Origin of the sequence: Roseovarius salincola, from assembly GCF_026891095.1 — a bacterium.
Taxonomy (GTDB): Bacteria; Pseudomonadota; Alphaproteobacteria; order Rhodobacterales; family Rhodobacteraceae; genus Roseovarius; species Roseovarius salincola.
Genome location: NZ_JAPTNL010000004.1, coordinates 68,334 through 93,220, shown reverse-complemented (window position 1 = coordinate 93,220; position 24,887 = coordinate 68,334). Strand labels below are relative to the sequence as shown.

Annotated in this window: 21 protein-coding genes; 17 read left to right on the top strand and 4 right to left on the bottom strand. The window is 65.3% G+C overall.

Features of this window, described 5'->3' with window-relative positions; genetic code table 11:
• Nucleotide 1: 1 nt before the first annotated feature.
• Nucleotides 2-1,084, top strand: a complete 1,083-nt coding sequence (mraY, locus tag N5A93_RS07005) for a phospho-N-acetylmuramoyl-pentapeptide-transferase (protein ID WP_268954366.1) — start codon at nucleotides 2-4, stop codon at nucleotides 1,082-1,084.
• 222 nt (nucleotides 1,085-1,306) lie between these two features.
• Nucleotides 1,307-2,704, top strand: coding sequence for a UDP-N-acetylmuramoyl-L-alanine--D-glutamate ligase (murD, locus tag N5A93_RS07000; RefSeq protein WP_268954365.1), 1,398 nt, complete (start codon nucleotides 1,307-1,309; stop codon nucleotides 2,702-2,704).
• 96 nt (nucleotides 2,705-2,800) lie between these two features.
• Here the strand turns inward: murD and N5A93_RS06995 are convergent, their stop codons facing one another.
• A complete protein-coding gene (locus N5A93_RS06995) occupies nucleotides 2,801-3,985 on the bottom strand; it encodes a BaiN/RdsA family NAD(P)/FAD-dependent oxidoreductase (protein WP_268954497.1) in 1,185 nt (394 codons plus the stop codon).
• Nucleotides 3,986-4,138: 153 nt separating this feature from the next.
• Between N5A93_RS06995 and ftsW the strand changes: the two genes are divergently transcribed.
• The 14 genes from ftsW to recN all read left to right on the top strand — a co-directional run bounded on the left by ftsW (nucleotide 4,139) and on the right by recN (nucleotide 19,663).
• Nucleotides 4,139-5,305 (top strand): putative lipid II flippase FtsW, encoded by a 1,167-nt coding sequence (gene ftsW, locus N5A93_RS06990; protein WP_268954364.1) that lies wholly within the window; start codon nucleotides 4,139-4,141, stop codon nucleotides 5,303-5,305.
• A 31-nt stretch (nucleotides 5,306-5,336) separates the two neighbouring features.
• A complete protein-coding gene (murG, locus tag N5A93_RS06985) occupies nucleotides 5,337-6,455 on the top strand; it encodes an undecaprenyldiphospho-muramoylpentapeptide beta-N-acetylglucosaminyltransferase (RefSeq protein ID WP_268954363.1) in 1,119 nt (372 codons plus the stop codon).
• Nucleotides 6,456-6,484: 29 nt separating this feature from the next.
• Complete coding sequence (gene murC, locus N5A93_RS06980; protein ID WP_268954362.1) at nucleotides 6,485-7,882, top strand: UDP-N-acetylmuramate--L-alanine ligase; 1,398 nt, start codon at nucleotides 6,485-6,487, stop codon at nucleotides 7,880-7,882.
• Between the two features lie 4 nt (nucleotides 7,883-7,886).
• On the top strand, nucleotides 7,887-8,408 hold the full coding sequence (locus N5A93_RS06975; RefSeq protein ID WP_268954361.1) for a hypothetical protein: 522 nt from the start codon (nucleotides 7,887-7,889) through the stop codon (nucleotides 8,406-8,408).
• Between the two features lie 124 nt (nucleotides 8,409-8,532).
• Nucleotides 8,533-9,720, top strand: a complete 1,188-nt coding sequence (locus N5A93_RS06970; RefSeq protein WP_268954360.1) for an APC family permease — start codon at nucleotides 8,533-8,535, stop codon at nucleotides 9,718-9,720.
• On the top strand, nucleotides 9,717-9,959 hold the full coding sequence (locus tag N5A93_RS06965) for a DUF2484 family protein (RefSeq protein WP_268954359.1): 243 nt from the start codon (nucleotides 9,717-9,719) through the stop codon (nucleotides 9,957-9,959). Before N5A93_RS06970 ends, N5A93_RS06965 begins: the two co-directional genes overlap by 4 nt.
• A 9-nt stretch (nucleotides 9,960-9,968) precedes the next feature.
• A complete protein-coding gene (murB, locus tag N5A93_RS06960) occupies nucleotides 9,969-10,889 on the top strand; it encodes a UDP-N-acetylmuramate dehydrogenase (RefSeq protein WP_268954358.1) in 921 nt (306 codons plus the stop codon).
• Between the two features lie 106 nt (nucleotides 10,890-10,995).
• A complete protein-coding gene (locus N5A93_RS06955) occupies nucleotides 10,996-11,874 on the top strand; it encodes a D-alanine--D-alanine ligase (protein ID WP_268954357.1) in 879 nt (292 codons plus the stop codon).
• Nucleotides 11,862-12,728, top strand: a complete 867-nt coding sequence (locus tag N5A93_RS06950) for a cell division protein FtsQ/DivIB (protein WP_268954356.1) — start codon at nucleotides 11,862-11,864, stop codon at nucleotides 12,726-12,728. The genes N5A93_RS06955 and N5A93_RS06950 overlap by 13 nt, the downstream gene beginning before the upstream one ends.
• Before the next feature lie 4 nt (nucleotides 12,729-12,732).
• Nucleotides 12,733-14,067 carry a cell division protein FtsA gene (gene ftsA, locus N5A93_RS06945; protein WP_268954355.1) on the top strand — a complete coding sequence of 445 codons (1,335 nt, stop codon included), beginning with the start codon at nucleotides 12,733-12,735 and terminating at the stop codon, nucleotides 14,065-14,067.
• Between the two features lie 180 nt (nucleotides 14,068-14,247).
• On the top strand, nucleotides 14,248-15,870 hold the full coding sequence (ftsZ, locus tag N5A93_RS06940; RefSeq protein ID WP_268954354.1) for a cell division protein FtsZ: 1,623 nt from the start codon (nucleotides 14,248-14,250) through the stop codon (nucleotides 15,868-15,870).
• A 223-nt stretch (nucleotides 15,871-16,093) separates the two neighbouring features.
• Nucleotides 16,094-17,014 (top strand): UDP-3-O-acyl-N-acetylglucosamine deacetylase, encoded by a 921-nt coding sequence (lpxC, locus tag N5A93_RS06935; RefSeq protein WP_268954496.1) that lies wholly within the window; start codon nucleotides 16,094-16,096, stop codon nucleotides 17,012-17,014.
• A 111-nt stretch (nucleotides 17,015-17,125) separates the two neighbouring features.
• Nucleotides 17,126-17,974 carry an outer membrane protein assembly factor BamD gene (locus tag N5A93_RS06930; RefSeq protein ID WP_268954353.1) on the top strand — a complete coding sequence of 283 codons (849 nt, stop codon included), beginning with the start codon at nucleotides 17,126-17,128 and terminating at the stop codon, nucleotides 17,972-17,974.
• A 39-nt stretch (nucleotides 17,975-18,013) separates the two neighbouring features.
• Nucleotides 18,014-19,663, top strand: a complete 1,650-nt coding sequence (gene recN, locus N5A93_RS06925; RefSeq protein ID WP_268954352.1) for a DNA repair protein RecN — start codon at nucleotides 18,014-18,016, stop codon at nucleotides 19,661-19,663.
• 99 nt (nucleotides 19,664-19,762) lie between these two features.
• Here recN and N5A93_RS06920 read toward each other — a convergent pair whose 3' ends face one another.
• Nucleotides 19,763-21,145, bottom strand: a complete 1,383-nt coding sequence (locus N5A93_RS06920) for an FAD-binding oxidoreductase (protein WP_268954351.1) — start codon at nucleotides 21,143-21,145, stop codon at nucleotides 19,763-19,765.
• 86 nt (nucleotides 21,146-21,231) lie between these two features.
• On the opposite strand from N5A93_RS06920, the gene N5A93_RS06915 reads away from it, so the two are divergent.
• The gene (locus tag N5A93_RS06915) at nucleotides 21,232-22,920 is read left to right on the top strand and encodes a chloride channel protein (RefSeq protein WP_268954350.1); all 1,689 of its coding nucleotides are present in this window, start codon (nucleotides 21,232-21,234) and stop codon (nucleotides 22,918-22,920) included.
• Between the two features lie 21 nt (nucleotides 22,921-22,941).
• On the opposite strand, the gene N5A93_RS06910 is transcribed toward N5A93_RS06915, so the two are convergent.
• Both N5A93_RS06910 and N5A93_RS06905 read right to left on the bottom strand, forming a co-directional pair.
• Complete coding sequence (locus N5A93_RS06910) at nucleotides 22,942-24,327, bottom strand: hypothetical protein (RefSeq protein WP_268954349.1); 1,386 nt, start codon at nucleotides 24,325-24,327, stop codon at nucleotides 22,942-22,944.
• 159 nt (nucleotides 24,328-24,486) lie between these two features.
• Nucleotides 24,487-24,828 (bottom strand): DUF427 domain-containing protein, encoded by a 342-nt coding sequence (locus N5A93_RS06905; protein ID WP_268954348.1) that lies wholly within the window; start codon nucleotides 24,826-24,828, stop codon nucleotides 24,487-24,489.
• Nucleotides 24,829-24,887: the final 59 nt, after the last annotated feature.

Sequence of the window (24,887 nt, the reverse complement as noted above, 5' to 3'; positions counted from 1 at the left end):
GATGTTGTATTGGTTGACAGGGTTGTCCGATGGCGGGGATTTTTTCAACCTCTTCCGCTATATCACCTTCCGGGCCGGAGGCGCCTTCATGACGGCGCTGTTCTTCGGCTTCATGTTCGGGCCACCGTTGATCAACGTTCTGCGCAAGCGCCAGGGCAAAGGTCAGCCGATCCGCGCTGACGGGCCGGAAACGCATATCGCGAAATCCGGCACGCCGACCATGGGCGGCCTTCTGATTGTCGGGGCCTTGATGACCTCGACCCTGCTTTGGGCGCGGCTCGACAATCCCTATGTCTGGATGGTGCTGTTCGTCACGCTGTCCTTCGGGCTGATCGGCTTCTGGGACGATTACGCCAAGGTCAGCAAACAGAACGTCAAGGGCGTGCCCAGCAAGCTGCGCCTCGGGCTTGGCTTTCTCATTGCCGCCATCGCTGCGGCCTGGGCGGCCATGTATCATCCGGGCGAGCTGCAATACCAGCTGGCACTGCCGGTGTTCAAGGACACGCTGATCAACATGGGCTGGCTTTTCGTGCCCTTTGCGATGATCGTGATCGTCGGGGCGGCCAATGCGGTGAACCTGACAGACGGGCTGGATGGGTTGGCGATCATGCCGGTGATGATCGCGGGCGGCGCGCTCGGGGTCATCGCCTATGCGGTGGGGCGGGTCGACTTCACCGAATATCTTGATGTGCATTACGTGCCGGGCACCGGCGAGATCCTGATTTTCACCGCTGGTCTGTTCGGCGGCGGCCTGGGATTTCTCTGGTACAATGCGCCGCCTGCGGCGGTGTTCATGGGCGATACCGGGTCACTGGCGCTTGGCGGCGCGCTCGGGGCCATTGCGGTCGCCACCAAGCACGAGATCGTGCTGGCCATTGTCGGCGGGTTGTTCGTGGTCGAGGCGCTGAGCGTCATCATCCAGGTGTTCTACTTCAAGCGCACCGGCAAGCGGGTGTTCCTGATGGCGCCGATCCATCACCATTACGAGAAGAAGGGCTGGGCCGAGCCCCAGATCGTGATCCGCTTCTGGATCATCGCGCTGATCCTCGCCATGATCGGTCTGGCGACGCTGAAAATTCGTTAATCGGCGTTCCGGTCGCGTCGGCGCGGATGCGATGCCGACGCGATACCGACATGAGACCGACGCGATGCAGATTGGCCAGGGATGACCGGATGCCCTTGTTAACAAGGCGCGATGCGGGCCGCGGCCCGGATGGTCGCCTCGCCGGTTAAGGTTTCGTTAACCGCTTGCGCGCGCGGCGTTCCGGGGGCAGTTTGGCGCGGCGAATGAACGAAGAGGTGAGGCATGATCGAGGTGCAGGGCGTGGCCGGGCAGCGCGTGGCGGTGTTGGGCCTCGGGCGTTCGGGCCTTAGCGCGGCACGTGCCCTGCGGGCGGGGGGCGCGCAGGTTCTGGCCTGGGACGACTCGCCCGAGGCGCGTGAAAAGGCGCTGGAAGAAGGAATAAAAATCAATGACTTGACCCGCGATGGCGCCTTTGACGGTATCGCCATGCTGATCGTCAGCCCCGGTATTCCGCATCTTTACCCGCAGCCGAACAAGGTGGTTGCCAATGCCCTGTGCGAAGGGGTCGCCGTCGACAATGACATCGGGCTGTTCTTTCGCTCTTTCGCGGCGGCGGGATGGGCCGCGCATGACGTGCCGCCCCGGGTGGTTGCGGTCACGGGAAGTAATGGAAAATCAACGACTTCCGCGCTCATTCACCATGTGCTGCAAGAGGCCGGCAAGGATGTGCAGCTGGCCGGGAATATCGGGCGGGGGGTGTTGGATATCGACCCGCCGGGCGATGGCGGTGTGGTGGTGCTGGAGCTGAGCAGCTACCAGACCGAGCTGGCCCGCGCCCTGACCCCGGATGTTGCTGTTTTCACTAACTTATCTGCCGATCACCTGGATCGTCACGCCGGGCTGGGCGGCTATTTCGCGGCCAAGCGGCGGCTGTTCGCCGAGGGCGGGCCGGACCGGGCGGTGATCGGGGTGGACGAGCCGGAGGGGCTGTTCCTGGCGGGTCAGCTGGCCGAGGCGCCGGGCGACGACCGGGTGATCCGGGTGTCGGTCAGCCGCAAGCTGGCGGGGCCGGGATGGTCGGTTTTCGCGCGCAAGGGGTTCCTTTCGGAATACCGCAAGGGCCGTCAGGCTGGCGCGATAGATATGAGGAATATCAAGGGCTTGCCCGGTGAGCACAACCACCAGAACGCCTGCGCCGCCTATGCCGCCTGCCGCACGCTGGGCCTGTCGCCCAAGGTGATCGAGCGGGCCTTTCACAGCTTCGCGGGGTTGCCCCATCGCAGCCAGCTGATTGCCGAGAAGGACGGGGTGAAATTCGTCAATGACAGTAAGGCCACCAATGTGGATTCGGCCTTCAAGGCACTGAAAGCATTTGGAAAAATCCGCTGGATTTGCGGCGGATTGGAAAAGGAGGGCGGGCTGTCGGCGCTGGCGCCTGCGCTTGAGAATGTCACGAAAGCCTATGTCATCGGGCGCGAGGCGGCGGAATTTTCCCTGCAACTTGAAGGGGTTGAAGCCGAAATCTGCACTACGATGGCGCGCGCCGTGGAGGCCGCCATGAAGGAGGCGCAGCCCGGCGAAACGGTGCTTTTGGCCCCGGCGGCGGCCAGTTTCGACCAGTATGACAACTTTGAAAAACGCGGCGATGACTTCATCCGGGAGGTCCGCAACCGGCTGTGATTTTTCGGTACGAAACGTCCGGTTTGTACGCCCGTTTTGTACCGACGAGAGGCTCGCGCCGGAGAAAGTTGTACAAACCCGCCGACAGCCCCCCGATCAGCCCGTTTCGCCGCGCGCGATCGCCTGTCCTGCGGCCCAGCCCGAGGACCACGCCCACTGGAAGTTGTAGCCCCCCAGCCAGCCGGTCACGTCCACCCCCTCGCCGATGAAATAGAGCCCCGGCAGATGGCGCGACATCATGCTGCGCGACGAGAGCCCGTCGGTCGAGACGCCGCCGAGGGTGACTTCGGCGGTGCGGTAGCCTTCCGATCCGCCGGGGCGCAGATGCCAGGCACGCAGCCCCGCGACCATGTCGGCCAGCGCCGCATCGGACTGGTCGGCGAGATTGCCGGGCGGCAGGCCGGGAGCGAGATGATCGACGAGGCGGGCGGGCAGATGGCGCGCCAGTTCGGTGGTGAGGTTGCGCCGCCCGGCGGATTGGCGCTGATCGCGCAGGGCCGCCAGCAAGCCGCCGGTCGGGTCGAGGTCGAGGATGATCTCTTCGCCCTCGCGCCAGTAGGAGGAGATCTGAAGGATCGCCGGGCCGGAAAGGCCGCGATGGGTGAAGAGCACCGCCTCGTCGAAACTGGTGCGCTCATTCGCAACGCGGGCCGGGGCCGCGATGCCGGAGAGGTCAGAAAAGCGCCCGTCGGGAAAGGTGAGGGGCACCAGCGCGGGGCGGGTTTCGGTGAGGTCGTGGCCGAATTGGCGGGCGATGTCATAGGCAAGCCCGGTAGCGCCCATCTTGGGGATCGACCTGCCGCCGGTGGCGACCACCAGATTGCGCGCGCGCACCGTTCGGCGCGCGCCGTGGTGGTCGATCTCGGCGCAAAAGCGCTGATCGTCATGGGAGAGCCCCGCCAATGATGCCTGAAGCCAGAGTTCGGCGCCCGCGCGGGCCATCTCTTCGCGCAAGAGGGCGATGATCTGCCCCGAGCGCCCGTCGCAGAAAAGCTGACCCAGGGTCTTTTCGTGCCAGGCGATGTCGTGGCGGGCGAGAAGGTCGATGAAATCCCACTGCGTGTAACGGCTGAGCGCGGATTTGCAGAAATGCGGGTTTTCGGAGAGGAAGTTCTCCGGCCCGGCGTAAAGATTGGTGAAATTGCAGCGCCCGCCGCCGGAAATGCGGACCTTCTCGCCCGGCGCCTTGGCATGATCCAGCACGAGGACGCCCGGCCCGGCATGGGCGGCGCACATCATGCCGGCGGCACCGGCGCCGAGGATCAGCGTGTTGACCTGCATCGGATTGCCATTGGCGCATGGCGCGGGCGGGGTCAACGGGTTTCGGCCCGGTAGCTGGGGCATGAGTGCTTCCCACGGCGCGGTTCTGGTGCTAAACTGGTTGGTGAGACCCCGAAAACGGGGCGGGACATGAGGCAGTAGTCGGCGGTTCATATGACAGAGATGGTCTATGGCACGATCCCAGTGCGGGATTCGGAGCCCATTCTTCCCAAATGGTGGCGCACCATCGACCATTGGTCGATATCCTGCGTTCTCATCCTGTTCGGCATCGGTATCCTGCTGGGGCTGGCGGCCTCGCCGCCGCTGGCGGAATCGAACGGTTTCCAGCCCTTCCATTATGTGCAGCGGCAGTTGGCCTTCGGCTTCCTTGCGCTGGTGGCGATGGTGCTGACCTCGATGATGAGTCCGCAGCTGGTGCGCCGGCTTGCGGTGCTGGGCTTTCTGGTGGCCTTCGTGGCGCTGGTGCTGTTGCCGGTCTTCGGCACGGATTTCGGCAAGGGCGCGGTGCGCTGGTATTCCATGGGGTTTGCCAGCATTCAGCCTTCGGAATTCCTCAAGCCCGGTTTCGTGGTTGTGGCGGCCTGGATGATGGCCGCCAGCCAGGAGATCAACGGCCCGCCCGGCCTGACGTGGTCATTCATGCTGACGCTGGTGATCGCGGTGTTTCTGGCGATGCAGCCTGATTTCGGGCAGGCGTGTCTGGTGCTGTTCGGCTGGGGTGTCATGTATTTCGTGGCCGGGGCGCCGATCGTGCTTTTGCTGGGCATGGCGGGGTGCGCGGTGCTGGCGGGGAGCCTGGCCTATTCGGGTTCGGAGCATTTCGCGCGCCGCATCGACGGGTTTCTGAGCCCGGATGTGGACCCCACGACGCAGCTTGGCTTTGCGACCAATGCGATCCGCGAGGGCGGGTTCTTTGGCGTCGGGGTGGGCGAGGGCGAGGTGAAGTGGTCCTTGCCCGATGCGCATACGGATTTCATCATCGCCGTTGCCGCCGAGGAATACGGGCTGGTTCTGGTGCTGTGCATCATCGCGCTTTATGCCGGGGTGGTGGTGCGCTCGCTGTTGCGCCTGATGCGCGAGCGTGATCCCTTTATCCGGCTGGCGGGCACGGGCCTTGTGGCGATCTTCGGGGTGCAGGCGATGATCAACATGGGCGTCGCGGTGCGGCTGCTGCCGGCCAAGGGGATGACCTTGCCGTTCGTCAGCTACGGGGGCTCTTCGCTGATTGCGGGGGGAATCCTGGTGGGGATGCTGCTGGCATTCACGCGCACGCGTCCGCAGGGCGAGATCGGAGACATTCTGCGCGGGCGGGGACGCTGAACCGGCGCGCAGAGACCAAAGAGGTGAAGCGGTGAGTGACAAGGAGCCATTGCTGGTGATCGCGGCCGGGGGCACGGGCGGGCACATGTTTCCCGCCCAGGCGCTGGCCGAGGTGATGTTGCGGCGCGGCTGGCGGGTGCGGCTGAGCACCGATGCGCGCGGTGCGCGCTATACCGGCGGCTTTCCCCATTCGGTCGAGATCGAGCAGGTCGCCAGCGCCACATTCGCGCGCGGCGGCCTGGTGAACAAGCTGTTGGCGCCGTTCCACATTCTGGGCGGTGTGCTGGGGGCATCGGTGCGCATGCTGCGCGACCGTCCGGCGGTGGTGGTGGGGTTCGGCGGTTATCCGACGATCCCGGCGCTGGCGGCGGCGTGGCTGTTGCGCTTGCCGCGCATGGTGCATGAGCAGAATGGCATTCTGGGCCGGGTGAACCGGGTGTTCGCCAAAAAGGTGGATCGCGTGGCCTGCGGTATCTGGCCCACCGACCTGCCCGAGGGGGTCGAGGGCGTGCATGTGGGCAACCCGGTGCGCGCGGCGGTGCTGGAGCGGCAGGGCGCGGGCTATATCCCGCCGGGCGATTACCCGATGTCGGTCCTGGTGATCGGCGGCAGCCAGGGTGCGCGCATCCTGAGCGAGGTGGTGCCCGAGGCGATCGCGGCCCTGCCCGAGGAACTGAAGCGCAATGTCCGGGTCTCGCATCAGGCGCGCGAGGAGGATGGCGCAAGGGTGGCGGCGTTTTACGGTGAACAGGGGATAGATGCGGATGTGGCGGCGTTCTTTCGCGACGTGCCGCGCCGGATGAGCGAGGCGCAGCTGGTGATCAGCCGCGCGGGCGCGAGCAGTGTCGCCGATATCAGCGTGATCGGGCGGCCCGCGATCCTGATCCCTTACGCCGCCGCGGCAGGCGATCATCAGAGCGCCAATGCCAGGGGGCTGTCGCGCGCGGGCGCCGCGATCGTGATCCCGGAATCGAAACTTGCCGCCGATACGCTTGCCGAGCAGATCGCCAGCGTGTTGACCAACCCGGAAGGCGCCGAGCAGATGGCGCGCGCCGCCCTTGGCGTGGCCCAGCCTGATGCGCCGCAGCAACTGGCCGACATGGTCGAGGCGCTGGCCGGGCGGCAAGAGCAAGATCAAGGGCAGGGCTGACGCATGGCCGGGCCGAAGGAGAGAGCATGATGAACGCGGCGACCAAGCTGCCCCAGGACGTGGGTCCGATCCATTTCGTCGGAATCGGGGGGATCGGGATGTCGGGCATCGCCGAGGTGCTGATCGACCATGGCTATCGCGTGCAGGGGTCGGACCTCAGGCGCACGCCGATCACCGGGCGGCTTGAGGGTATGGGCGCCACCGTCTTCGAGGGGCAGAGCCCCGGCAATGTGGAAGGCGCCGCCGTGGTGGTGATCTCGAGCGCGATCAAGCCGGGCAACCCGGAACTCGACGAGGCGCGCAGGCGCGGCCTTCCGGTGGTGCGGCGCGCCGAGATGCTGGCTGAACTGATGCGGCTCAAATCCAACGTCGCGGTGGCGGGCACCCATGGCAAGACGACCACGACCACGATGGTCGCAGCACTGCTGGATCACGGGGATTTCGACCCGACCGTCGTCAATGGCGGGGTCATCCATGCCTATGGCAGCAATGCCCGCGTCGGCCAGGGCGAATGGATGGTGGTGGAGGCCGACGAGAGCGACGGCACCTTCAACCGCCTGCCCGCGACGATCGCCATCGTCACCAATATCGACCCTGAACACATGGAGCATTGGGGCACCGAAGAGAACCTGCACCGGGGCTTTTACGAATTCGTGAGCAACATCCCGTTCTACGGGCTGGCGGTGTGCTGCACCGATGATGCGGATGTGCAGGCGCTGGTTGCCAAGCTGACCGACCGGCGGGTCGTGACCTACGGGTTCAACACCCAGGCCGATATCCGCGCGGTGAACTTGCGATACGAAAAGGGCGTGGCGCATTTCGACGTGGCCTTGCAGGCCGAGGGCATGATGATCGAGGGCTGCACCCTGCCGATGCCGGGCGATCACAACGTTTCGAACGCGCTGAGCGCGGTGGCTGTGGCGCGCCATCTGGGCATGAAGCGCGACGAGATCCGCGCCGCGCTGGCCGCGTTCGGCGGCGTCAACCGGCGCTTCACCCGCGTGGGCGAGGTGAATGGCGTCACCATCATCGACGATTACGGTCATCACCCGACCGAGATCGCCGCCGTTCTCAAAGCCGCGCGCCAGGCCTGCGAAGGGCGCGTGATCGCGGTGCACCAGCCGCACCGCTATACCCGCCTGCATCACCATTTCGACGCGTTCTGCGCCTGTTTCAACGAGGCCGACGTGGTCGCCATTGCCGAGGTCTACGCCGCGGGCGAGGAGCCGATCGCGGGTGCGAGCCGCGACGATCTGATCGCGGGGCTGGTGCGTGCGGGTCATCGCAACGCGCGGGCGGTCAGCACGCTTGACGATCTTGTCGCGCTGGTGCGCGAGGAAGCGCGCGAAGGCGATATGGTGGTCTGCCTGGGCGCGGGCACGATCAGCGGCTGGGCGAATGCCCTGCCGGAAAAGCTGAAAGGGTAACGCCATGACGACCAGGCGCCCCGCGATGTCGGAAATTCGGGCGCGTCTGGCAGTTTGCGTGGATGCGATCGGGCCGCGCCGGATCGCCATGGCCGGCGCGGTGGCGCTGCTATCCGCGGGCGTGCCGGCGGGCGCATCGGCGGACACGCTGCGCCTGCTGGGGGAAAAGGCCGAAATCGGGCTTGATGAAGCCGTGCTGGTGCGCGCCTATCAGGCGCTGACGCCGATGGATGACGCCATCGCCAGAGAGGTGCTTCGCCGCACCGATGCTGATCTTGTGGCCGATTGGGGCGTTGACTTCGATTTCGTCTATTTCTTTGTCTATATGCCGGAGCACGAAATTGATGATCTGACATTCCCGGAGGCGGAGACCACATTCGCGGCGTTTCAGTCCATGACCCGTGACTCTGCCAGCCAGGGTTGGCGGTGGAGATATGTCCGGGATGACGCGGATGGGGGCAGTGTGCTTGTCTGCGAAGAAGAGTGGAAGCCGGGATGTCACATGAGCATGAGGTGGAAGAAATGAGCGTGCCGATGCGCAGGATGGCAGAACGTGGCCGGGTGGTGCCGGTTCTTCGCCTTGCCCTTGCGCAGGAGAGGATCCGGGCCGTGGCCCGGTTCACCGGGTGGCCGCAAGGGGAGCCGGGATCATGGCGGAGGCGTTAAAGCGGCGGATCGGCCTGGGCCTGCTGACCGCTTATGGCGTCGGCGTGATGGTGGGTGCCGGCATCTATGTGCTGGTGGGCGCGGTGGCCGCCGAGGCGGGCATCTGGGCGCCGCTGTCCTTTCTTCTGGCCGGTCTGATCGCGGCGCCATCGGCGCTGAGCTATGCGGAGTTCTCGACCCGTCTGCCGGAGGCGGCGGGCGAGGCGATTTTCGTGGCCAAGGGGCTGGGGCGGCCATGGCTGGCGCTGGTCGTGGGGCTGGCGGTGGTGGCTGCCGGGACCATTTCGGCGGCGGCGGTGCTGCGGGGGGGCACGGGCTACCTGGTGTCGGTAGTGGATCTGCCTTTTGCGCCGACCGCCATCGTTTTGGGTCTGTTCCTGGTTGGCGTGGCGATTGCCGGGGTGCTGGAAAGCCTGACAGTGGCGGCGGTCTTTACCGTGATCGAGGTTCTGGGCCTGGCGCTGGTCGTCTGGGCGGGTGCCAGCGCGGAGCCGGTGACAGACTGGCAGGCGCCCGCCGGGATTGTCTGGTCGGGGGTGGCCTCGGCGGCGGTGCTGGCGTTCTTCGCCTTCATCGGTTTCGAGGATATCGTGAACATGGCCGAAGAGGTGCGCGACCCGACCCACACGCTGCCGCGCGCCATCCTGCTGGCGCTGGTGATCACCAGCCTGCTTTATGCGCTGGTGAGCTGGGCCGCGGTGCGCGCCGTGCCGCTTGAGCTGCTTGGCGCGTCCGAGCAGCCGCTTGCGCTGGTCTGGAGCCATGCGCGGGGCGGCGGTGCCACATTTCTTTCGCTTATCGCCGTGGCGGCGGCGATGAACGGCATCCTGGCGCAGATCGTGATGGCGAGCCGGGTGCTGTTCGGCGTCGGCAAGCGCAGCCCGGCGCTGGCCGTCTTTCACCATGCGCATCCGCGTCTGGGCACGCCGGTTCTGGCGACGGCGCTGATCGGGGTGCTGGTGATCTTCATGGCGGTGGTGCTGCCGGTGGCGGACCTGGCGGAGGCGACATCGGCGATCCTGCTGTCGGTCTTCGTGCTGGTCAATGCCGCGCTGATCGCCATGAAGCGCGCCGAACCGGAGGCGTCCTTTCGCGTGCCGATGGCGGTGCCGGTGCTGGGGCTTCTGGGATCGCTTGGCGCGCTGGCCATCAGTTTCGGAGCCGTGTCATGAGTCTTTCGCTGATCCTTGCCTGTGTCTGGGCCATCGTCGCCAATCTGCTTGCGATGATCCCGAGCCGCGACAATCACTGGCGGCGCGCCTATGTGCTGATCGTCGTCGGGGTTCCCATTCTGGGCTATGTCACTTATCAGAATGGCCCCTGGTGGGGGCTGGCGGTTCTGATCGCCGGCATGAGTATCCTGCGCTGGCCGGTCGTCTATCTGGGCCGCTGGCTTGTGCAAAAGAGGTGAGGACGAGCGATGCGGATGCCCGAAACGCGCGGCAAGCTGACCGAGAAGCGCCCCTTGAGCGATCTGACCTGGCTCAGGGTGGGCGGCCCGGCGGACTGGCTGTTCCAGCCTGCGGATATCGACGATCTGGCGGGGTTCCTTGCCGCCCTTGACAGGGACATCGCAGTGTTTCCGATGGGGGTCGGCAGCAATCTGATCGTGCGCGATGGCGGGTTGCGCGCGGTGGTGATCCGGCTTGGGCGGGGGTTCAACGGGATCGCCATTGAGGGCAGGCGGGTGATCGCGGGCGCGGCGGCGCTTGATGCGCATGTGGCGCGCAAGGCCGCCGAGGCCGGGTTGGATCTGACCTTCCTGCGCACCATTCCCGGTGCGATCGGGGGTGCGGTGCGGATGAATGCGGGCTGTTACGGTGTCTATACCGCCGACCGTCTGGTCGCTGCGCGCGCGGTCACGCGCGAGGGCGAAGTCGTGACGCTGAGCGCGGATGACCTTGATCTGCGCTATCGCCAGAGCGCGCTGCCCGAGGGCTGGGTGATCGTCGAGGCGACGTTCGAGGCGCCCGAAGGCGATCCCGAGGCGCTTGAGGCGCGCATGGCGGCGCAGCTGCGCAAGCGCGACGAGACCCAGCCCACCAAGGAGCGCAGCGCGGGCAGCACCTTTCGCAATCCGGCCGGATTTTCTAGCACCGGGCGCGCGGATGACGTGCATGATCTGAAGGCCTGGAAGGTGATCGACGAGGCCGGGATGCGCGGCGCGCGCCGGGGCGGGGCGCAGATGAGCGAGATGCATTCCAACTTTCTGATCAACACCGGGGATGCCAGCGCCGCCGATCTGGAAGGATTGGGCGAGGAGGTGCGAAAAAGGGTTTTCCAAAGCAGCGGAATAGAGTTACATTGGGAAATCATGAGGGTCGGCGAAACGGCCCCGTGACGCCAAGGCAGGCGAAGACAATAAGATAGGGTCGGCAAAACGGCCCGGGACTTTGAGGCACATATTGGGACTTTCGAGCGGAAAATCCCCGATTGTGGCGGTGATCATGGGCGGACCTTCGGCCGAACGCGAAGTGTCGCTCTCGTCAGGACATGAATGCGCCGCCGCATTGCGGGAAGCAGGATACACGGTGGTCGGGGTCGATGCCGGGCCTGACCTGTGTCAGCGCCTGAGCGAGATCGCGCCCGATACCGTTTTCAACGCGCTGCATGGCCGCTGGGGCGAAGATGGCTGCGTGCAGGGCCTGCTGGAATGGATGGGCCTGCCCTATACCCATTCGGGCGTGCTGGCCTCGGCGCTGGCAATGGACAAGCAGAAATCCAAGGCGGCCTATATGGCCGAGGGGCTGCCGGTGGTCGAAAGCCGCCTGGCGGCGCGCGACGATGTTTGCGGCGCGCATGTGATGGACCCGCCCTATGTGGTGAAGCCCAATAACGAGGGCTCGTCGGTCGGGGTCTACCTGGTGAACGAGGTGGCCAACGGGCCGCCCGCGCTGTCGGCGGACATGCCCGAGATCGTGATGGTCGAGGCCTTCGTGCCGGGGCGCGAGCTGACGGTGACGGTCATGGGCGACCGGGCGCTGACGGTGACCGATATCCTGACCGATGGCTGGTATGACTATGATGCCAAATACAAGGCGGGTGGATCGCGCCATGTCGTGCCCGCCGATATCCCGGCCGAAATTTCCGAAGCCTGTCTCGACTATGCGCTGCGCGCCCATGAAGTGCTGGGCTGTCGCGGGCTGAGCCGGACCGATTTTCGCTGGGACGAGGCGCGCGGGCTGGAGGGGCTGGTGCTGCTTGAGACCAATACCCAGCCGGGGATGACGCCGACATCGCTGTCGCCCGAGCAGGCGCAGGTGATGGGCATTCCGTTCCCCGATCTGTGCCGCTGGATGGTGGAGGATGCGTCATGCAACAGGTGACGCGCCCCGATCCCGCGCCGTCGCGCTGGTCCTACCGGTTTCAGCGGCTGATGCTGACGCCCATGTTTCGCAAGGCGTTGCGCTTTGGCGTGCCGCTGGGGGTGATCGCGGCGCTGGGGCTGGGTTATTTCGCCGACGAGGCGCGGCGCGAGGCGGTGACGGCCACGGTTGCGGATCTGCGCCGGGATTTCGAGACACGGCCCGAATTCATGGTGGAACTGCTGAGCGTCGAGGGCGCGAGCACCCGCGTCGAGGAGGATATCCGCGAGATATTTCCCTTCGATCTGCCGGCGAGCTCGTTCGATCTGGATCTCGAGCATGTACGCGAGATGATCGAGGGGCTGCCGGCGGTGGCCTCGGCCAGCCTGCGGGTGCGGCGGGGTGGTATCCTGGCGGCGCGGGTCACCGAGCGCGAGCCGGTGGCGCTGTGGCGCACGCGCGACGGGCTGGGCGCGGTCGATATGGACGGCGTCGTGGTCGCTGACTTGCTGGCGCGACAGGATCGCGCCGACCTGCCGCTGGTGGTGGGCGAAGGCGCGGACAGGGCGGTGCCCGAGGCGCTGGAGATCATCCGCGCCGCCGCCCCGATCGAGCCGCGCCTGCGCGGGCTGGTCAGGATTGGCGAGCGGCGCTGGGACGTGGTTCTGGACCGCGATCAGCGCATCCTGCTGCCCGAGCGTAACCCGGTGCGGGCGCTGGAACGGGTTCTGGCGCTGGACGAGGCGCAGGACATGCTGGCGCGTGACCTGGTGGCAGTTGATATGCGGCTGGCCGCACGGCCCACCATAAGAATGAACCCCCGCGCGGTCGAAGACTGGTTGCGGGTAACGAAGATGACAGTCGGGGCGGAATGAAACGATGATCGAGCTCTACGAAACCCAACGGGCGATGCGCAACATGCGCAAGGCGGCGATGCAACGCGGCGTCGTGGCGGTGCTGGACGTGGGGACCTCGAAGATCGCCTGCCTGGTGCTGCGGTTCGACGGCACCGCGCGGCTGGTGGATTCCGACGGGATCGGCGCGATGGCCGGGCAGGCGGGGTTCCGGGTGATCGGCGCGGCGACGACGCGCTCGCGCGGGGTGCGCTTTGGCGAGGTCAACGCCATGGCCGAGACCGAACGCGCGATCCGCACGGCCTTGCAGGCCGCGCAGAAGATGGCCGGTATCCGGGTCGATCATGTGATCGCCTGTTTCGCCGGGGCCGCGCCGCGTTCCTACGGGCTGGCCGGCGCGGTCGATCTGGAGGGGCGCAATGTCAGCGAGCAGGATATCAGCCGGGTGCTGAGCGCCTGCGACGTGCCTGATTACGGCGAGGGGCGCGAGGTGCTGCACGCGCAGCCGGTGAATTTCGCGCTGGACCATCGCAGCGGGCTGGCCGATCCGCGCGGGCAGATGGGGCAGACCCTGTCCACGGACATGCATATGCTGACGGTGGATGGCGCCGCGATCCAGAATATCGCCCATTGCGTCAAGCGCTGCGATCTGGAGCTGGCGGGGATTGCCAGCTCGGCTTATGTGAGCGGGATTTCGGCGCTGGTGGAGGACGAGCAGGAGCTGGGTGCAGCCTGTATCGACCTTGGCGGTGGCACGGCGGGCGTGTCGATCTTCATCAAGAAGCACATGATCTATGCCGACAGCGTGCGCATGGGCGGCGATCATGTGACGGGCGATATCTCGATGGGATTGCAGGTGCCACAGGCCACCGCCGAGCGCATCAAGACGTTTTACGGCGGTGTTGTCGCCACCGGGCAGGACGACCGCGACATGATCGAGATCGGCGGCGAAACCGGCGATTGGGAACATGACCGGCGCACGGTCAGTCGCGCCGAACTGATCGGGATCATGCGTCCGCGCGTCGAGGAAATACTGGAAGAGGTGCGCGCGCGGCTCGATGCTGCGGGTTTCGACCACCTGCCAAGCCAGCAGATCGTGCTGACCGGTGGTGGCAGCCAGATCCCCGGGCTTGACGGGCTGGCCAGCAAGATCCTGGGCCACCAGGTGCGGCTGGGGCGCCCGCTGAGAGTGCATGGATTGCCGCAGGCGGCGACCGGTCCGGGCTTTTCGAGTGCGGTCGGGATGTGCCTGTTTGCGGCGAATCCCCAGGACGAGTGGTGGGACTTCGAGATTCCCGTGGATCGCTACCCGGCGCGTTCGCTGAAGCGGGCTGTGAAATGGTTCAAGGATAATTGGTGATCGCTAGATATGGTCACATCGGCGAAATCCCGCGTGTTAGCGCAAAAATGTGGCCATATTTTGTGTCATTTCGGTGATTTTGGGGTGACGCAAGGGTTAAGCATCGGTAAGAATACTGGTGATTAGGCGGAAAAACGGTCTGTCGGGCAGAGGCAGGCGCAACAGCAGGCGGATAGAGCAATGACATTGAATCTCACGATGCCAGGTCAGGACCCGGAGAACGAACTGAAGCCGAGGATCACCGTTTTCGGTGTTGGCGGCGCGGGGGGCAACGCGGTCAACAACATGATCGACAAGCAACTCGACGGTGTTGACTTTGTCGTTGCCAACACGGATGCGCAGGCGCTTCAGCAAAGCCAGGCAGAACACCGCGTCCAGCTGGGCGTGAAAGTGACCGAAGGGCTGGGCGCGGGCGCCAAGGCCACGATCGGCGCTGCCGCTGCCGAAGAGAATATCGAACAGATCGTCGATCATCTGGCGGGCGCGCATATGTGCTTCATCACCGCGGGCATGGGCGGAGGGACTGGCACCGGTGCTGCGCCCATCATCGCCCAGGCGGCGCGTGAACTGGGCGTGCTGACGGTGGGTGTCGTCACCAAGCCGTTCCAGTTCGAGGGCGCCAAGCGGATGCGCCAGGCCGAGGAGGGCGTCGAGGCGCTGCAAAAGATGGTCGATACGCTGATCATCATTCCCAACCAGAACCTGTTCCGTCTGGCCAATGAGAAGACGACCTTCACCGAGGCGTTCTCGATGGCGGATGACGTGCTGTATCAGGGCGTCAAGGGCGTGACCGACCTGATGGTGCGCCCCGGCCTCATCAATCTGGACTTTGCCGATGTGCGCGCCGTGATGGACGAGATGGGCAAGGCGATGATGGGCACCGGCGAGGATTCCGGCGAGGATCGCGCCATCCAGGCGGCCGAGAAAGCCATCGCGAACCCGCTGCTGGACGAGATCAGCCTGAAGGGCGCCAAGGGCGTGCTGATCAACATCACCGGCGGTCATGACCTGACGCTGTTCGAGCTTGACGAGGCGGCCAACCGCATCCGCGAGGAAGTCGATCCCGACGCCAATATCATCGTTGGCTCGACGCTGGATACCAGCATGGAAGGCGCGATGCGCGTCAGTGTCGTGGCAACCGGGATCGACGCCAGCGCAAGTGGGCGCGACATGCCGGTGCCGCACCGTTCCATGGCCGAACCGCTGCGCCCCGTTGCCGCCGAAGCGCCGGCCGAAGAGCCTGCCCACGATCCGATGCCGGTGGCCGCCAGCGCAGAACCGGGCCTGTTCAACGAGCCCGAGTTCGATACGCAGCGCGCCGCTGCCGAAGAGCAGCACGAGGATATCTTCGAGGAGCGCGCCGACAGCATGCAGGATGACGACCTGCCGCCGCCGGCCTACCAGCCGCGCAACGAGACCTTCGAGTCCGCCGCGCATCACGACCATCAGGACGATGCCGAGCTGGAAGCCTATGTCGCGCCGCGCGCGGCGGGCGCGCCGTCGCCCGAGGCGATGGCCCGTTTGCAGGCCGCTGTCAGCAAGGCCCCCGAGGCACGCCGCCGCGATCAGCAGCAGCCCCAGGAAAGCGCCGCGCGCGATCCGCAGGGCGAGCCGCGCCAGCGCTTCGGTATCAACTCGCTGATCAACCGGATGACCGGCCATGCGGAGCAGGAACCCCAGCGTCCGGCCCGCCAGCAGCCGACCATGGAAGCGCCGCAGGCGCGCCAGCCCGCGCCCGAGCCGGAGGAAGAAACCGACGATCAGATCGAGATTCCGGCATTTCTGCGCCGACAGGCGAACTGATCCTGGGATCGAATGGTAAGAACGGGCCGCCTTCGGGCGGCCCTTTTTTCGTTCATGAACAGGGGTTTGGCGCCAATCTGCCTATGATCGGCAAAAATCCGCCCGCCTGGGCGCGGCGATGTTTCATTACGTTGCAAAGATTGAATTGAGCCTTGCCGTCGACGCATCTAAACCATTTGGAAAGATTTCAAGCAGTGCACTTCAAGCACGGATGAGGACAGTCTTGCAGACAACGATCCAGACACCGGTCTCGTTTCATGGGGTAGGTTTGCATTCCGGCGAACCGGCCTGTGCGACGATCCTGCCCGCCGCGGCCGATCAGGGAATCGTGTTTCGCCGCAGCGATGTGGCCACGGGCCACGGGCGTATTCCGGGCCTGTGGGATCACGTCCAGCAAACACCGCTCTGCACCCGTCTCACGAACCGTCACGGGGTGACGGTCTCGACGGTGGAACATGTCATGGCGGCGCTGGTGGGCTGTGGCATTCACAATGCCACGATCGAGATCGACGGTCCCGAGATTCCGATTCTCGATGGCAGTTCGGCCGCTTTCGTGCGCGGTATCCTGCGTCACGGTGTGCGGCGCATGAACGCCCAGGTGCGGGCGCTGCGCATTCTTGAACCGGTCGAGGTGCGCCGGGGCGCCGCGATGGCGCGGTTGTTGCCGCATGACAACCTGACGATCGAATTCGCCATTGATTTCGAGGATGCCGCGATCGGCAGCCAGCGCAAGGTTCTCAACATGTCCAATGGCAGCTTCGTGCGTGAGCTTTCCAACAGCCGCACTTTCTGCCGCAAGGCGGATGTGGACATGATGCGCGCCAACGGGCTGGCGCTTGGCGGGACGCTGGAAAATGCCGTGGTCGTCGATGGCGAGCAGGTTCTGAGCCCCGGCGGTCTGCGTCATGCGGACGAGGCCGTGCGCCACAAGATGCTGGATGCGGTGGGCGATCTGGGTCTCGCCGGGCTGCCCATACTGGGCCATTACCAGGGCATCCGCGCGGGTCACGCCGTGACCAACGATCTTCTGCGCGAGCTGTTTTCGCGCCCCGATAGCCATGAAACCGTTCTGTGCGACAGCGTGATGGCGGGACATCTTCCCGGCGCCGGTGTTCATTGGGGCGAGATTCCGGAAGTCGCCTGAGCGGGGGAATAAAACCGCCAAAGACGTTTTGCACCGGAAATTTATGTGCTAGGACCAGACGTGAAACGTGGGGTTCGACCCCGGCATCGCGCAAGATAGGTGAGTTCGAGCATGACAATCGGCAAGTCCCGGGCAAAGCTGGTCGGTGCAATCGTCGTGGGCCTGAGCCTCGCGGCCTGTGGTGACAGAGCACGCATTGATCGCGGCGATGTCGATTTCGAACAATACACAGCCCAGCAGATATTCGAGCGCGCCGAATACGATCTGGCGCGCAACAATCCCGGCCAGGCCGCCGATGTGTTCGGCCAGGTCGAGCGGCTTTACCCCTATTCGGAATGGGCCAAGCGGGCGCTGATCATGCAGGCCTTCTCCTATCACAAGGACAAGGATTACGAGAACAGCCGCGCCGCCGCGCAGCGCTATATCGATTTCTATCCCACCGATGAGGATGCCGGCTATGCGCAATACCTGCTGGCGCTCAGCTATTACGACCAGATCGACGAGGTGGGGCGCGATCAGGGCCTGACCTTCCAGGCGCTGCAAGCCCTGCGCGAGGTCATCGAGCGCTATCCCGACAGCGAATATGCCCGCTCGGCGATCCTGAAATTCGATCTGGCCTTCGATCATCTGGCCTCGAAGGAAATGGAAATCGGGCGCTATTACCTCAAGCGCGATCATTTCGCCGCGGCGGTCAATCGATTCCGCGTCGTGGTCGAGGATTTCCAGACCACCAGCCACACGCCCGAGGCGTTGCATCGTCTTGTGGAGGCGTATCTGTCGCTGGGTCTCACCGACGAGGCCCGCACCGCCGGTGCGATCCTGGGATATAATTTCCGGGGCACCAAATGGTATGAGGACAGCTACAAGCTGTTGACGGGGCAGGGGCTCACGCTGGAGGCGGCGGGCGACAACTGGCTGCGCCAGGTCTATCGCCAGATGATCCAGGGCCGTTGGTTGTAAAGGGGTTGCGGGGCCTGCCCCGCAACCGGGAAACCTCCGATGCTGCGCGCGCTTGATATCCGCAATATCCTGATTATCGACCATCTCGACCTGGCCTTTCAGCCCGGGCTCAACGTGCTGACCGGCGAGACCGGCGCGGGCAAGTCGATCCTGCTGGATTCGCTGGGCTTCGTGTTGGGCTGGCGCGGGCGCGCCGAACTGGTGCGCCAGGGCGCGGATCAGGGCGAGGTGACGGCGGTATTCGATCTGCCCGAGGGCCACGGCGCGCGCGACGTGCTCGAAGAGGCGGGGCTGCCCCTGGGTGACGAGCTGATCCTGCGCCGGGTCAACACGCGCGACGGGCGCAAGACCGCCTGGGTCAATGACCGGCGCTGCTCGGGCGAGGTGCTGCGCCGGCTTTCGGATACGCTGGTGGAACTGCACGGCCAGCAGGACGACCGGGGTCTGCTCGATCCGCGCGGGCACCGGGTGCTTCTCGACGCTTATGGCCGGCTCGAGGGGCTGAAATCGGATACGCGCAGCGCATGGCGCGGCGTGGCGGCGGCGCAAAAGGCGCTCGGGGCCGCCGAAGCGGCGTTGGAATCGGTGCGCGCCGAGGAAGATTTCCTGCGCCATGCGGTGGCCGAGCTCGATGCGCTCGATCCGCAGCCCGGCGAGGATGAGGCGCTTGATGCGCGCCGCCGCCTGATGCAGCAAGCCGAACGGATCTGCGAGGATATCAACCGCGCGCAGGCCGCGCTTGGCCAGGAGGGGGCCGAAGGGGCGGCGGGCGATGCGCTGCGCTGGCTCGAAGGGGTGGCGCCGCGCGCCGAGGCGCAGCTTGATGCGCCGATCGCGGCGCTTGGCCGGGCGATGGTTGAACTCGACGAGGCCGCGCAGGGCGTGGCGCGCTGCCTCGAGGCGCTGACCTTCAACCCGATCGAGCTGGAAGAAACCGAGGAGCGCCTGTTCGCGATCCGGGCGCTGGCGCGCAAACATGGTGTCGGGGCGGATGATCTGGGCGATTTCGCCGGTGATTTGCGCGCGCGCCTTGCCTCGCTCGAACAGGGGGATTCCGATCTCGAGGCGTTGCGCCAGTCGCTGCGCGCCGCGGAACAGACTTATGACGCGGCCGCAACCGCGCTCAGCGCCGCGCGCGCCGAGGCCGCGGCGGCGCTTGACGGCGCGATGCGCGACGAGCTCGCCCCGCTCAAGATGGAGCGCGCGGCCTTCACCACCGCCATCACCGCCGCCGATCCCGGCCCCGAGGGGCGCGACGCTGTCACTTTCACCGTGGCCACAAATCCTGGCGCCCCGGCGGGGCCGCTCAACAAGATCGCATCGGGGGGCGAGCTCAGCCGCTTCCTCCTGGCGCTCAAGGTTTGCCTGACCGGGGCCGAAAGCGGGCTCACCATGATCTTCGACGAGATCGACCGTGGCGTCGGCGGTGCGACGGCGGATGCGGTGGGGCGCCGCCTTGCGCAGCTTGCCGATGGCGGGCAGGTGCTGGTGGTGACCCATTCACCGCAGGTGGCGGCGCGCGGCGCGCATCACTGGCGGGTGGAAAAGACGGTGGCGGATGGTGCGACGCTCTCGAGTGTGGTGCCGCTCGCGCAGGATGCGCGGATCGACGAGATCGCCCGGATGCTGTCGGGGGACCGGATCACCGACGAGGCCCGCGCCGCCGCCGAGGCCCTGATGGCGGGCTGATCGCGGCTTCATCTGGCGAAAAATACCTCGGGGGAGTCGCGGCCCCGGGCCGCGGCGGGGGCAGCGCCCCCGACCGTCCGCGCCATGCGTGATCCCGCGTCAGGTTGGATCGTGCGGTGGCACCAGCTTGCCGGGATTCATGATATTGCCGGGATCGAGCGCCTGTTTCAGCGCACCCATCATCGCCCATCCGCCGCCATGTTCGCGCGCCATGTAACCCAGTTTCCCGCGCCCGATCCCGTGTTCGCCGGTGGCGGTCCCGCCAAGGTCCAGCGCGCGCAGCACCATGCGTTCCGACAGCGCGCTGGCGGCGGCGGCGGCCTTGTGGTCGGTTTCGTCAAACAACAGGATGGCGTGGAAATTACCGTCGCCCACATGCCCGAGGATCGGCCCCTCGATGCCGGTTTGCGCGAGGTCCGCCTGGGTGGCCTCGATCGCCTCGGCAAGGCGCGAGATCGGCACGCAGAGGTCGGTCACGAGCGCCCGCGCGCCCGGGCGCGCGCCGAGGATCGCGTGATAGGCGTTGTGACGCATGGTCCAGAGCGCGTTGCGCTCCTCGGGCCGGGTGGCCCAGTCAAAGCCGGTGCCGTCATGTTCGGTGGCGATCATGCCGAAGGTTTCGGCCTGTTCGGCGACGCCGGTTTCCGAGCCGTGAAATTCCAGCAGCAGATGCGGTGTTTCCGGCAGCTCCATCCCCGCATAGGCGTTGACGGCGGCGACACTGGCGCTGTCCATCAGTTCGATCCGGGCCATCGGCAGGCCCATCTGGATGGTTTCGATCACCGCCGCGACCGCGTCGCCCACGCTGGCGAAGCCGCAAACCGCGCTGGAAACGGCCTCGGGCTGGCCATGCAGGCGCAGCGTGAGTTCGGTGATCAGCCCCAATGTGCCCTCGGCCCCCACGAACAGCGCCGTCAGATCATACCCGCTGGAGGATTTGCGCGCGCGGCTGCCGGTGCGGATCACCTCGCCCGCGGGGGTCACGATCTCGAGCCCCAGCACGTTGTCGCGCATGGTGCCGTAGCGCACCGCCGTGGTGCCGCTGGCGCGGGTCGAGGCCATGCCTCCGAGCGAGGCATTGGCGCCGGGATCGACCGGAAAGAACAGCCCCGTGGCGCGCAGTTCCTGGTTGAGCGCCTCGCGTGTGACGCCGGGTTGCAAAGTCACGTCCATGTCCTCGGCGCGGATGTCCAGTATCCGGTTCATCCGAGTGAAGTCCACCACGATACCGCCATCGAAGGCCTGCGCCTGCCCTTCGAGCGAGGTGCCCGTGCCCCAGCCGATCACCGGACAGCCATGCGCGGCGCAGACCCGCACGAGGCGTGCGACCTCGTCGGTGGTCTCGGGATAGGCGACGGCATCGGGGGGCGATTGGGGGAAATGGCTTTCGCTGCGGCCATGAATGTCCAGATCGGACTTGGACCGGGTGATCCGTTGCCCTAGAAATGTGGAAATCTCGGCGATTGCGTCCTGAACACCCATATCGGCCCCTTCGGTCTTGCGTTTCGCGCAGGGTAGGGCAAGCAGGGAGCAGGGGAAAGGCCGCCGGGCCCGATAAGTGACAGGCGATGACGGACGGCGAACCCTCGATACTCAGACAGAAGGCGACCGCGGCGCAGGACGCGATCCGCACGGGTTGGGCGGTGATGCGCAAGCGCGGGCCAAGCCAGTTCCAGTTCTGGCTGATCGCCCTGCTGATCGGGATCGCGGCCGGTTTCGCGGCGCTGTTCTTTCGCAAGGGAATCAGCGCGCTTCAGACCCTGGCCTATGGTTCCGAAGATCCGGGCCGCCTGCATTCGCTGGCCGAAACGCTGCCCTGGTACTGGCTGTTGATCGTGCCGATCTGCGGCGGGCTGGTGGTGGGGCTGATCCTGCATCACTTCACGGATGACGCGCGGGTGCGCTCGGTTTCGGACGTGATCGAGGGCGCGGCGCTCAAGGATGGCCGGGTCGAGACCCGCGAAGGCATCGCCTCGGCGCTGGCCTCGCTGATCACGCTGGGGACGGGCGGTTCGTCGGGGCGCGAGGGGCCGGTGGTGCATATGGCGGGGGTCATTTCCAGCTGGGTCAGCGACCGGATCCATGCCAACGGGATCACCGGGCGCGACCTCTTGGGCTGCGCGGTGGCGGCGGCGGTGTCGGCCTCGTTCAACGCGCCGATCGCGGGGGCGCTTTTCGCGCTCGAGGTGGTGCTGCGTCATTTCGCGGTCCATGCCTTCGCGCCGATCGTCATCGCCAGCGTGGCGGGCACGATCATCAACCGGCTGGAATTCGGCGATATCACCGAATTCTCGCTGCCGGTGACGAGCGTGCTGGAATTCTATGTGGAACTGCCGGCCTTCCTGCTGCTGGGGCTGGTCTGCGGGGTGGTGGCGACGGCGCTGATGCATGCGATCTTCTTTGCCGAGGACATGGCGGGCTATGTCCAGGTGCGCACCCGCCTGCCGCGCTGGTTGCGCCCGGCGGTGTCGGGGGCGATGCTGGGGGGGCTGGCGATCTGGTTCCCGCATATCATCGGGGTCGGTTACGAGACCACGTCGGCGGCGCTGACCGGGCAGCTTTTGCTGCATGAGGCGGTGGTCTTCGCCGTCCTAAAGGTGGTTGCGGTGGCGATCACCTTTGGCGGTCGCATGGGGGGCGGTGTGTTTTCGCCCTCGCTGATGGTGGGAGCGCTGACCGGGCTGGCCTTCGGGCTGATCGCCACGGGGCTTTTCCCCGACGTGTCGGGTTCGGCCACGCTCTATGCGCTGGCGGGGATGGGGGCGGTCGCGGCGGCGGTGCTGGGCGCGCCGATCTCGACCACGCTGATCGTGTTCGAACTGACCGGCGACTGGCAGACCGGGCTGGCGGTGATGGTGGCGGTGTCGATGTCCACCGCGCTTGGCGCCAAGCTGGTGCGGCGGTCGTTCTTTCTGACGCAGCTTGAACGGCGCGGGCGGCGGCTGGCGGCGGGGCCGCAGACCTATCTTCTGGCGATGTTCCGCGCCGACCGGCTGATGCGCGGCACCGATCATGAGCGCGCCGCCAACACGGACCGGTGCTGGGCGCTGATCGAGGAGGGACTCTACCTGGATGGCAGCGCCACGCTGGAAGCCGCGATGCCGGTATTCGAGCGCAGCGGCGTGCCCTTCATCCCGGTGGTCACGCTCAAGGGCGCGGGCCGCCCGCCCGAACTCATGGGAGCGCTTTTTCATGTGGATGCGCTCAAGGCCTATAACCGCGCCTTGGCCGCCGTGTCGGAGGAAGAACATAGCTGAGGGAGCGGGATGCAGTTCGGCTTATGGACGTGTTGGACGCGACCTTTCAGCTTTTTCTTCGGCGTCAATGTTGGCGTCGTCTTGCAAAGCTACGACATCGACATCAACAGGTGACTCGCGATCTGCTTTGATTTTTGGCGCGGCCTTGCGCCATCTCTGAAGGTTCTGACCGATTTCGCGATAGAAGAACGGCACCAGTTCTTCCAACTCCTTGATGAAATTGGTTTGCTGGGTGAATCTCGCGCCCAAGCGGCGGGCGATGAAGATATGGAACTTTATGACCTGAAGGCCAGTCTTGTCTGTCTCGCAGGCGGCTGGATTTGCGATCAGTTCGCTCAGCGGAAACTGTGTATCTTCGCTTCTGCCCGGCCAGGTCATTCGGATGAACACGTCTTCGATCTGATCACTCTTGATTTGTCGCAACAGCCAGTTCACGCGCGCCTTGGAGGAAACCTTGTCTTCGGGCGCGCGCAGGGTCATGCCGATATTGATGGTTCTGCGGGCAATGTCGGCGATCAATTCAATGGGTGCGGCGGCGTCGGGTATCTCTAACGTGGTTTGCAGTTGTCCCGCTTCCTTCAGCAGGTTCAAAGCGTCTTTGCGACGCGCAACCGGATCGGCGAGGTGTTTTCTAGGGAGTTTTTCCTGAACTGTCGTTTCGGTTTGGCGACTCAAGATGAGCGACAGATCGCGGGTTTCCTGATGCCAGGCATCCAGCACGATTACGGCATCGTCGGATTTCGCCGGAATCTTGCCGCCTGCGGAAATCAGGCGGTTCAATTCCGTCCATTCCGGCGGCATTCTGTCGAACCCTTTCACTCCGGCGCTTTCATGGGCCAGGAAGCGCCTCAACTCGTTCAACAAGAGTCTTTGATCCTCATCCGCCACGCTGTCCTGATTCAATAGCAAATCCGTCACGGTCAGAATCGACATCCATGACCAGTGGAAAACCGGTATCCGTGACCTGCTTTTTCGCACCTCTTCGATGGGGTGATGATGGGGCTGAGTGGCGAACTGGTTTGATATCGTGATGACGCAGTCGATATTCTGCTCTTTGGCGATTTCGCGATATTTCTCGACTTGCTCGGCATGTATCTCAACGTTGCCCACCTTTGCCTCGACAAGCGCGCGCCACTCATTTGACCCGCTGCGCAGAACGATCAGGCCGTCGGGCCTGTCTTTTACCCTCACCTTTTCGTTTCTGAAAACGATCTCGGTGTAGGTCTCGATCCTTGTTCGCTTGCCGGTGCGCTTGCCGATGCTTTCCATCAGGTCGGCGCCGAATTCCTCAATTTTCGAGATGCACGCCAATACAATCGAGGTGGTACGGCCTTCTTTCGACGTGGTGGCCAGGACAGGAAAGAGCCGTGCGGCTTCTCCTTGGACGAGGTAATCGGGACGGTGCATTGACACATTCCTTCAAGCTACATCCAAGAGGTTAGGCGATTGAATGTTGTCGATGCAACCCTTGGGTGTGCCGGAAGGAGGCCCGGCGATGCGCGGCGGCCTAGAGGCCGCTACACGCGCCTGATGTGGTGGGCGATCCGGCGCCGCCCGCCCGCAGCGTCAGACCCGCTCGACTGTCACCGTGTCGCTGGAGTAAAAGGCCAGATGGTCCTTGATGCGCGCCACGTCGGGCTTGGGGTCGTCATAGCTCCAGGCGGCGTTTTCGAGTGTCTGGCTTTTCGTCACGATGGAGTAATAGCGCGCCTCGCCCTTGTGGGGGCAGGTGGTGCGGTGATCGGTCTCATCCAGAAACGCCATGGCGATATCGCCGCGCGGGAAATAGATCACATCGGGATAGCCCGGCTCGCTCAGTTCCAGCGCGTTCTTGCTTTCGGCAAGCACCGCGCCGCCCGCGCGCACGGTCCATGTGCCTTCTGCCTTGCGTATCGTGATATCGGCCATCTCCATCCCTTTTCTCTATTGTTATTGCGTTCTGCTTTGCCGTGTGAGTGTTACATCAT

What these genes read in the sequence shown, in the direction of transcription:
- mraY (WP_268954366.1), top strand. Translation starts at nt 2, where the DNA reads ATGTTGTATTGGTTGACAGGGTTGTCCGATGGCGGGGATTTTTTCAAC.
- murD (WP_268954365.1), top strand. Translation starts at nt 1,307, where the DNA reads ATGATCGAGGTGCAGGGCGTGGCCGGGCAGCGCGTGGCGGTGTTGGGC.
- N5A93_RS06995 (WP_268954497.1), bottom strand. Translation starts at nt 3,985, where the DNA reads ATGCAGGTCAACACGCTGATCCTCGGCGCCGGTGCCGCCGGCATGATG.
- ftsW (WP_268954364.1), top strand. Translation starts at nt 4,139, where the DNA reads ATGACAGAGATGGTCTATGGCACGATCCCAGTGCGGGATTCGGAGCCC.
- murC (WP_268954362.1), top strand. Translation starts at nt 6,485, where the DNA reads ATGAACGCGGCGACCAAGCTGCCCCAGGACGTGGGTCCGATCCATTTC.
- N5A93_RS06975 (WP_268954361.1), top strand. Translation starts at nt 7,887, where the DNA reads ATGACGACCAGGCGCCCCGCGATGTCGGAAATTCGGGCGCGTCTGGCA.
- N5A93_RS06970 (WP_268954360.1), top strand. Translation starts at nt 8,533, where the DNA reads ATGGCGGAGGCGTTAAAGCGGCGGATCGGCCTGGGCCTGCTGACCGCT.
- N5A93_RS06965 (WP_268954359.1), top strand. Translation starts at nt 9,717, where the DNA reads ATGAGTCTTTCGCTGATCCTTGCCTGTGTCTGGGCCATCGTCGCCAAT.
- murB (WP_268954358.1), top strand. Translation starts at nt 9,969, where the DNA reads ATGCGGATGCCCGAAACGCGCGGCAAGCTGACCGAGAAGCGCCCCTTG.
- N5A93_RS06955 (WP_268954357.1), top strand. Translation starts at nt 10,996, where the DNA reads ATGGGCGGACCTTCGGCCGAACGCGAAGTGTCGCTCTCGTCAGGACAT.
- N5A93_RS06950 (WP_268954356.1), top strand. Translation starts at nt 11,862, where the DNA reads ATGCAACAGGTGACGCGCCCCGATCCCGCGCCGTCGCGCTGGTCCTAC.
- ftsA (WP_268954355.1), top strand. Translation starts at nt 12,733, where the DNA reads ATGATCGAGCTCTACGAAACCCAACGGGCGATGCGCAACATGCGCAAG.
- ftsZ (WP_268954354.1), top strand. Translation starts at nt 14,248, where the DNA reads ATGACATTGAATCTCACGATGCCAGGTCAGGACCCGGAGAACGAACTG.
- N5A93_RS06930 (WP_268954353.1), top strand. Translation starts at nt 17,126, where the DNA reads ATGACAATCGGCAAGTCCCGGGCAAAGCTGGTCGGTGCAATCGTCGTG.
- recN (WP_268954352.1), top strand. Translation starts at nt 18,014, where the DNA reads ATGCTGCGCGCGCTTGATATCCGCAATATCCTGATTATCGACCATCTC.
- N5A93_RS06920 (WP_268954351.1), bottom strand. Translation starts at nt 21,145, where the DNA reads ATGGGTGTTCAGGACGCAATCGCCGAGATTTCCACATTTCTAGGGCAA.
- N5A93_RS06915 (WP_268954350.1), top strand. Translation starts at nt 21,232, where the DNA reads ATGACGGACGGCGAACCCTCGATACTCAGACAGAAGGCGACCGCGGCG.
- N5A93_RS06910 (WP_268954349.1), bottom strand. Translation starts at nt 24,327, where the DNA reads ATGCACCGTCCCGATTACCTCGTCCAAGGAGAAGCCGCACGGCTCTTT.
- N5A93_RS06905 (WP_268954348.1), bottom strand. Translation starts at nt 24,828, where the DNA reads ATGGCCGATATCACGATACGCAAGGCAGAAGGCACATGGACCGTGCGC.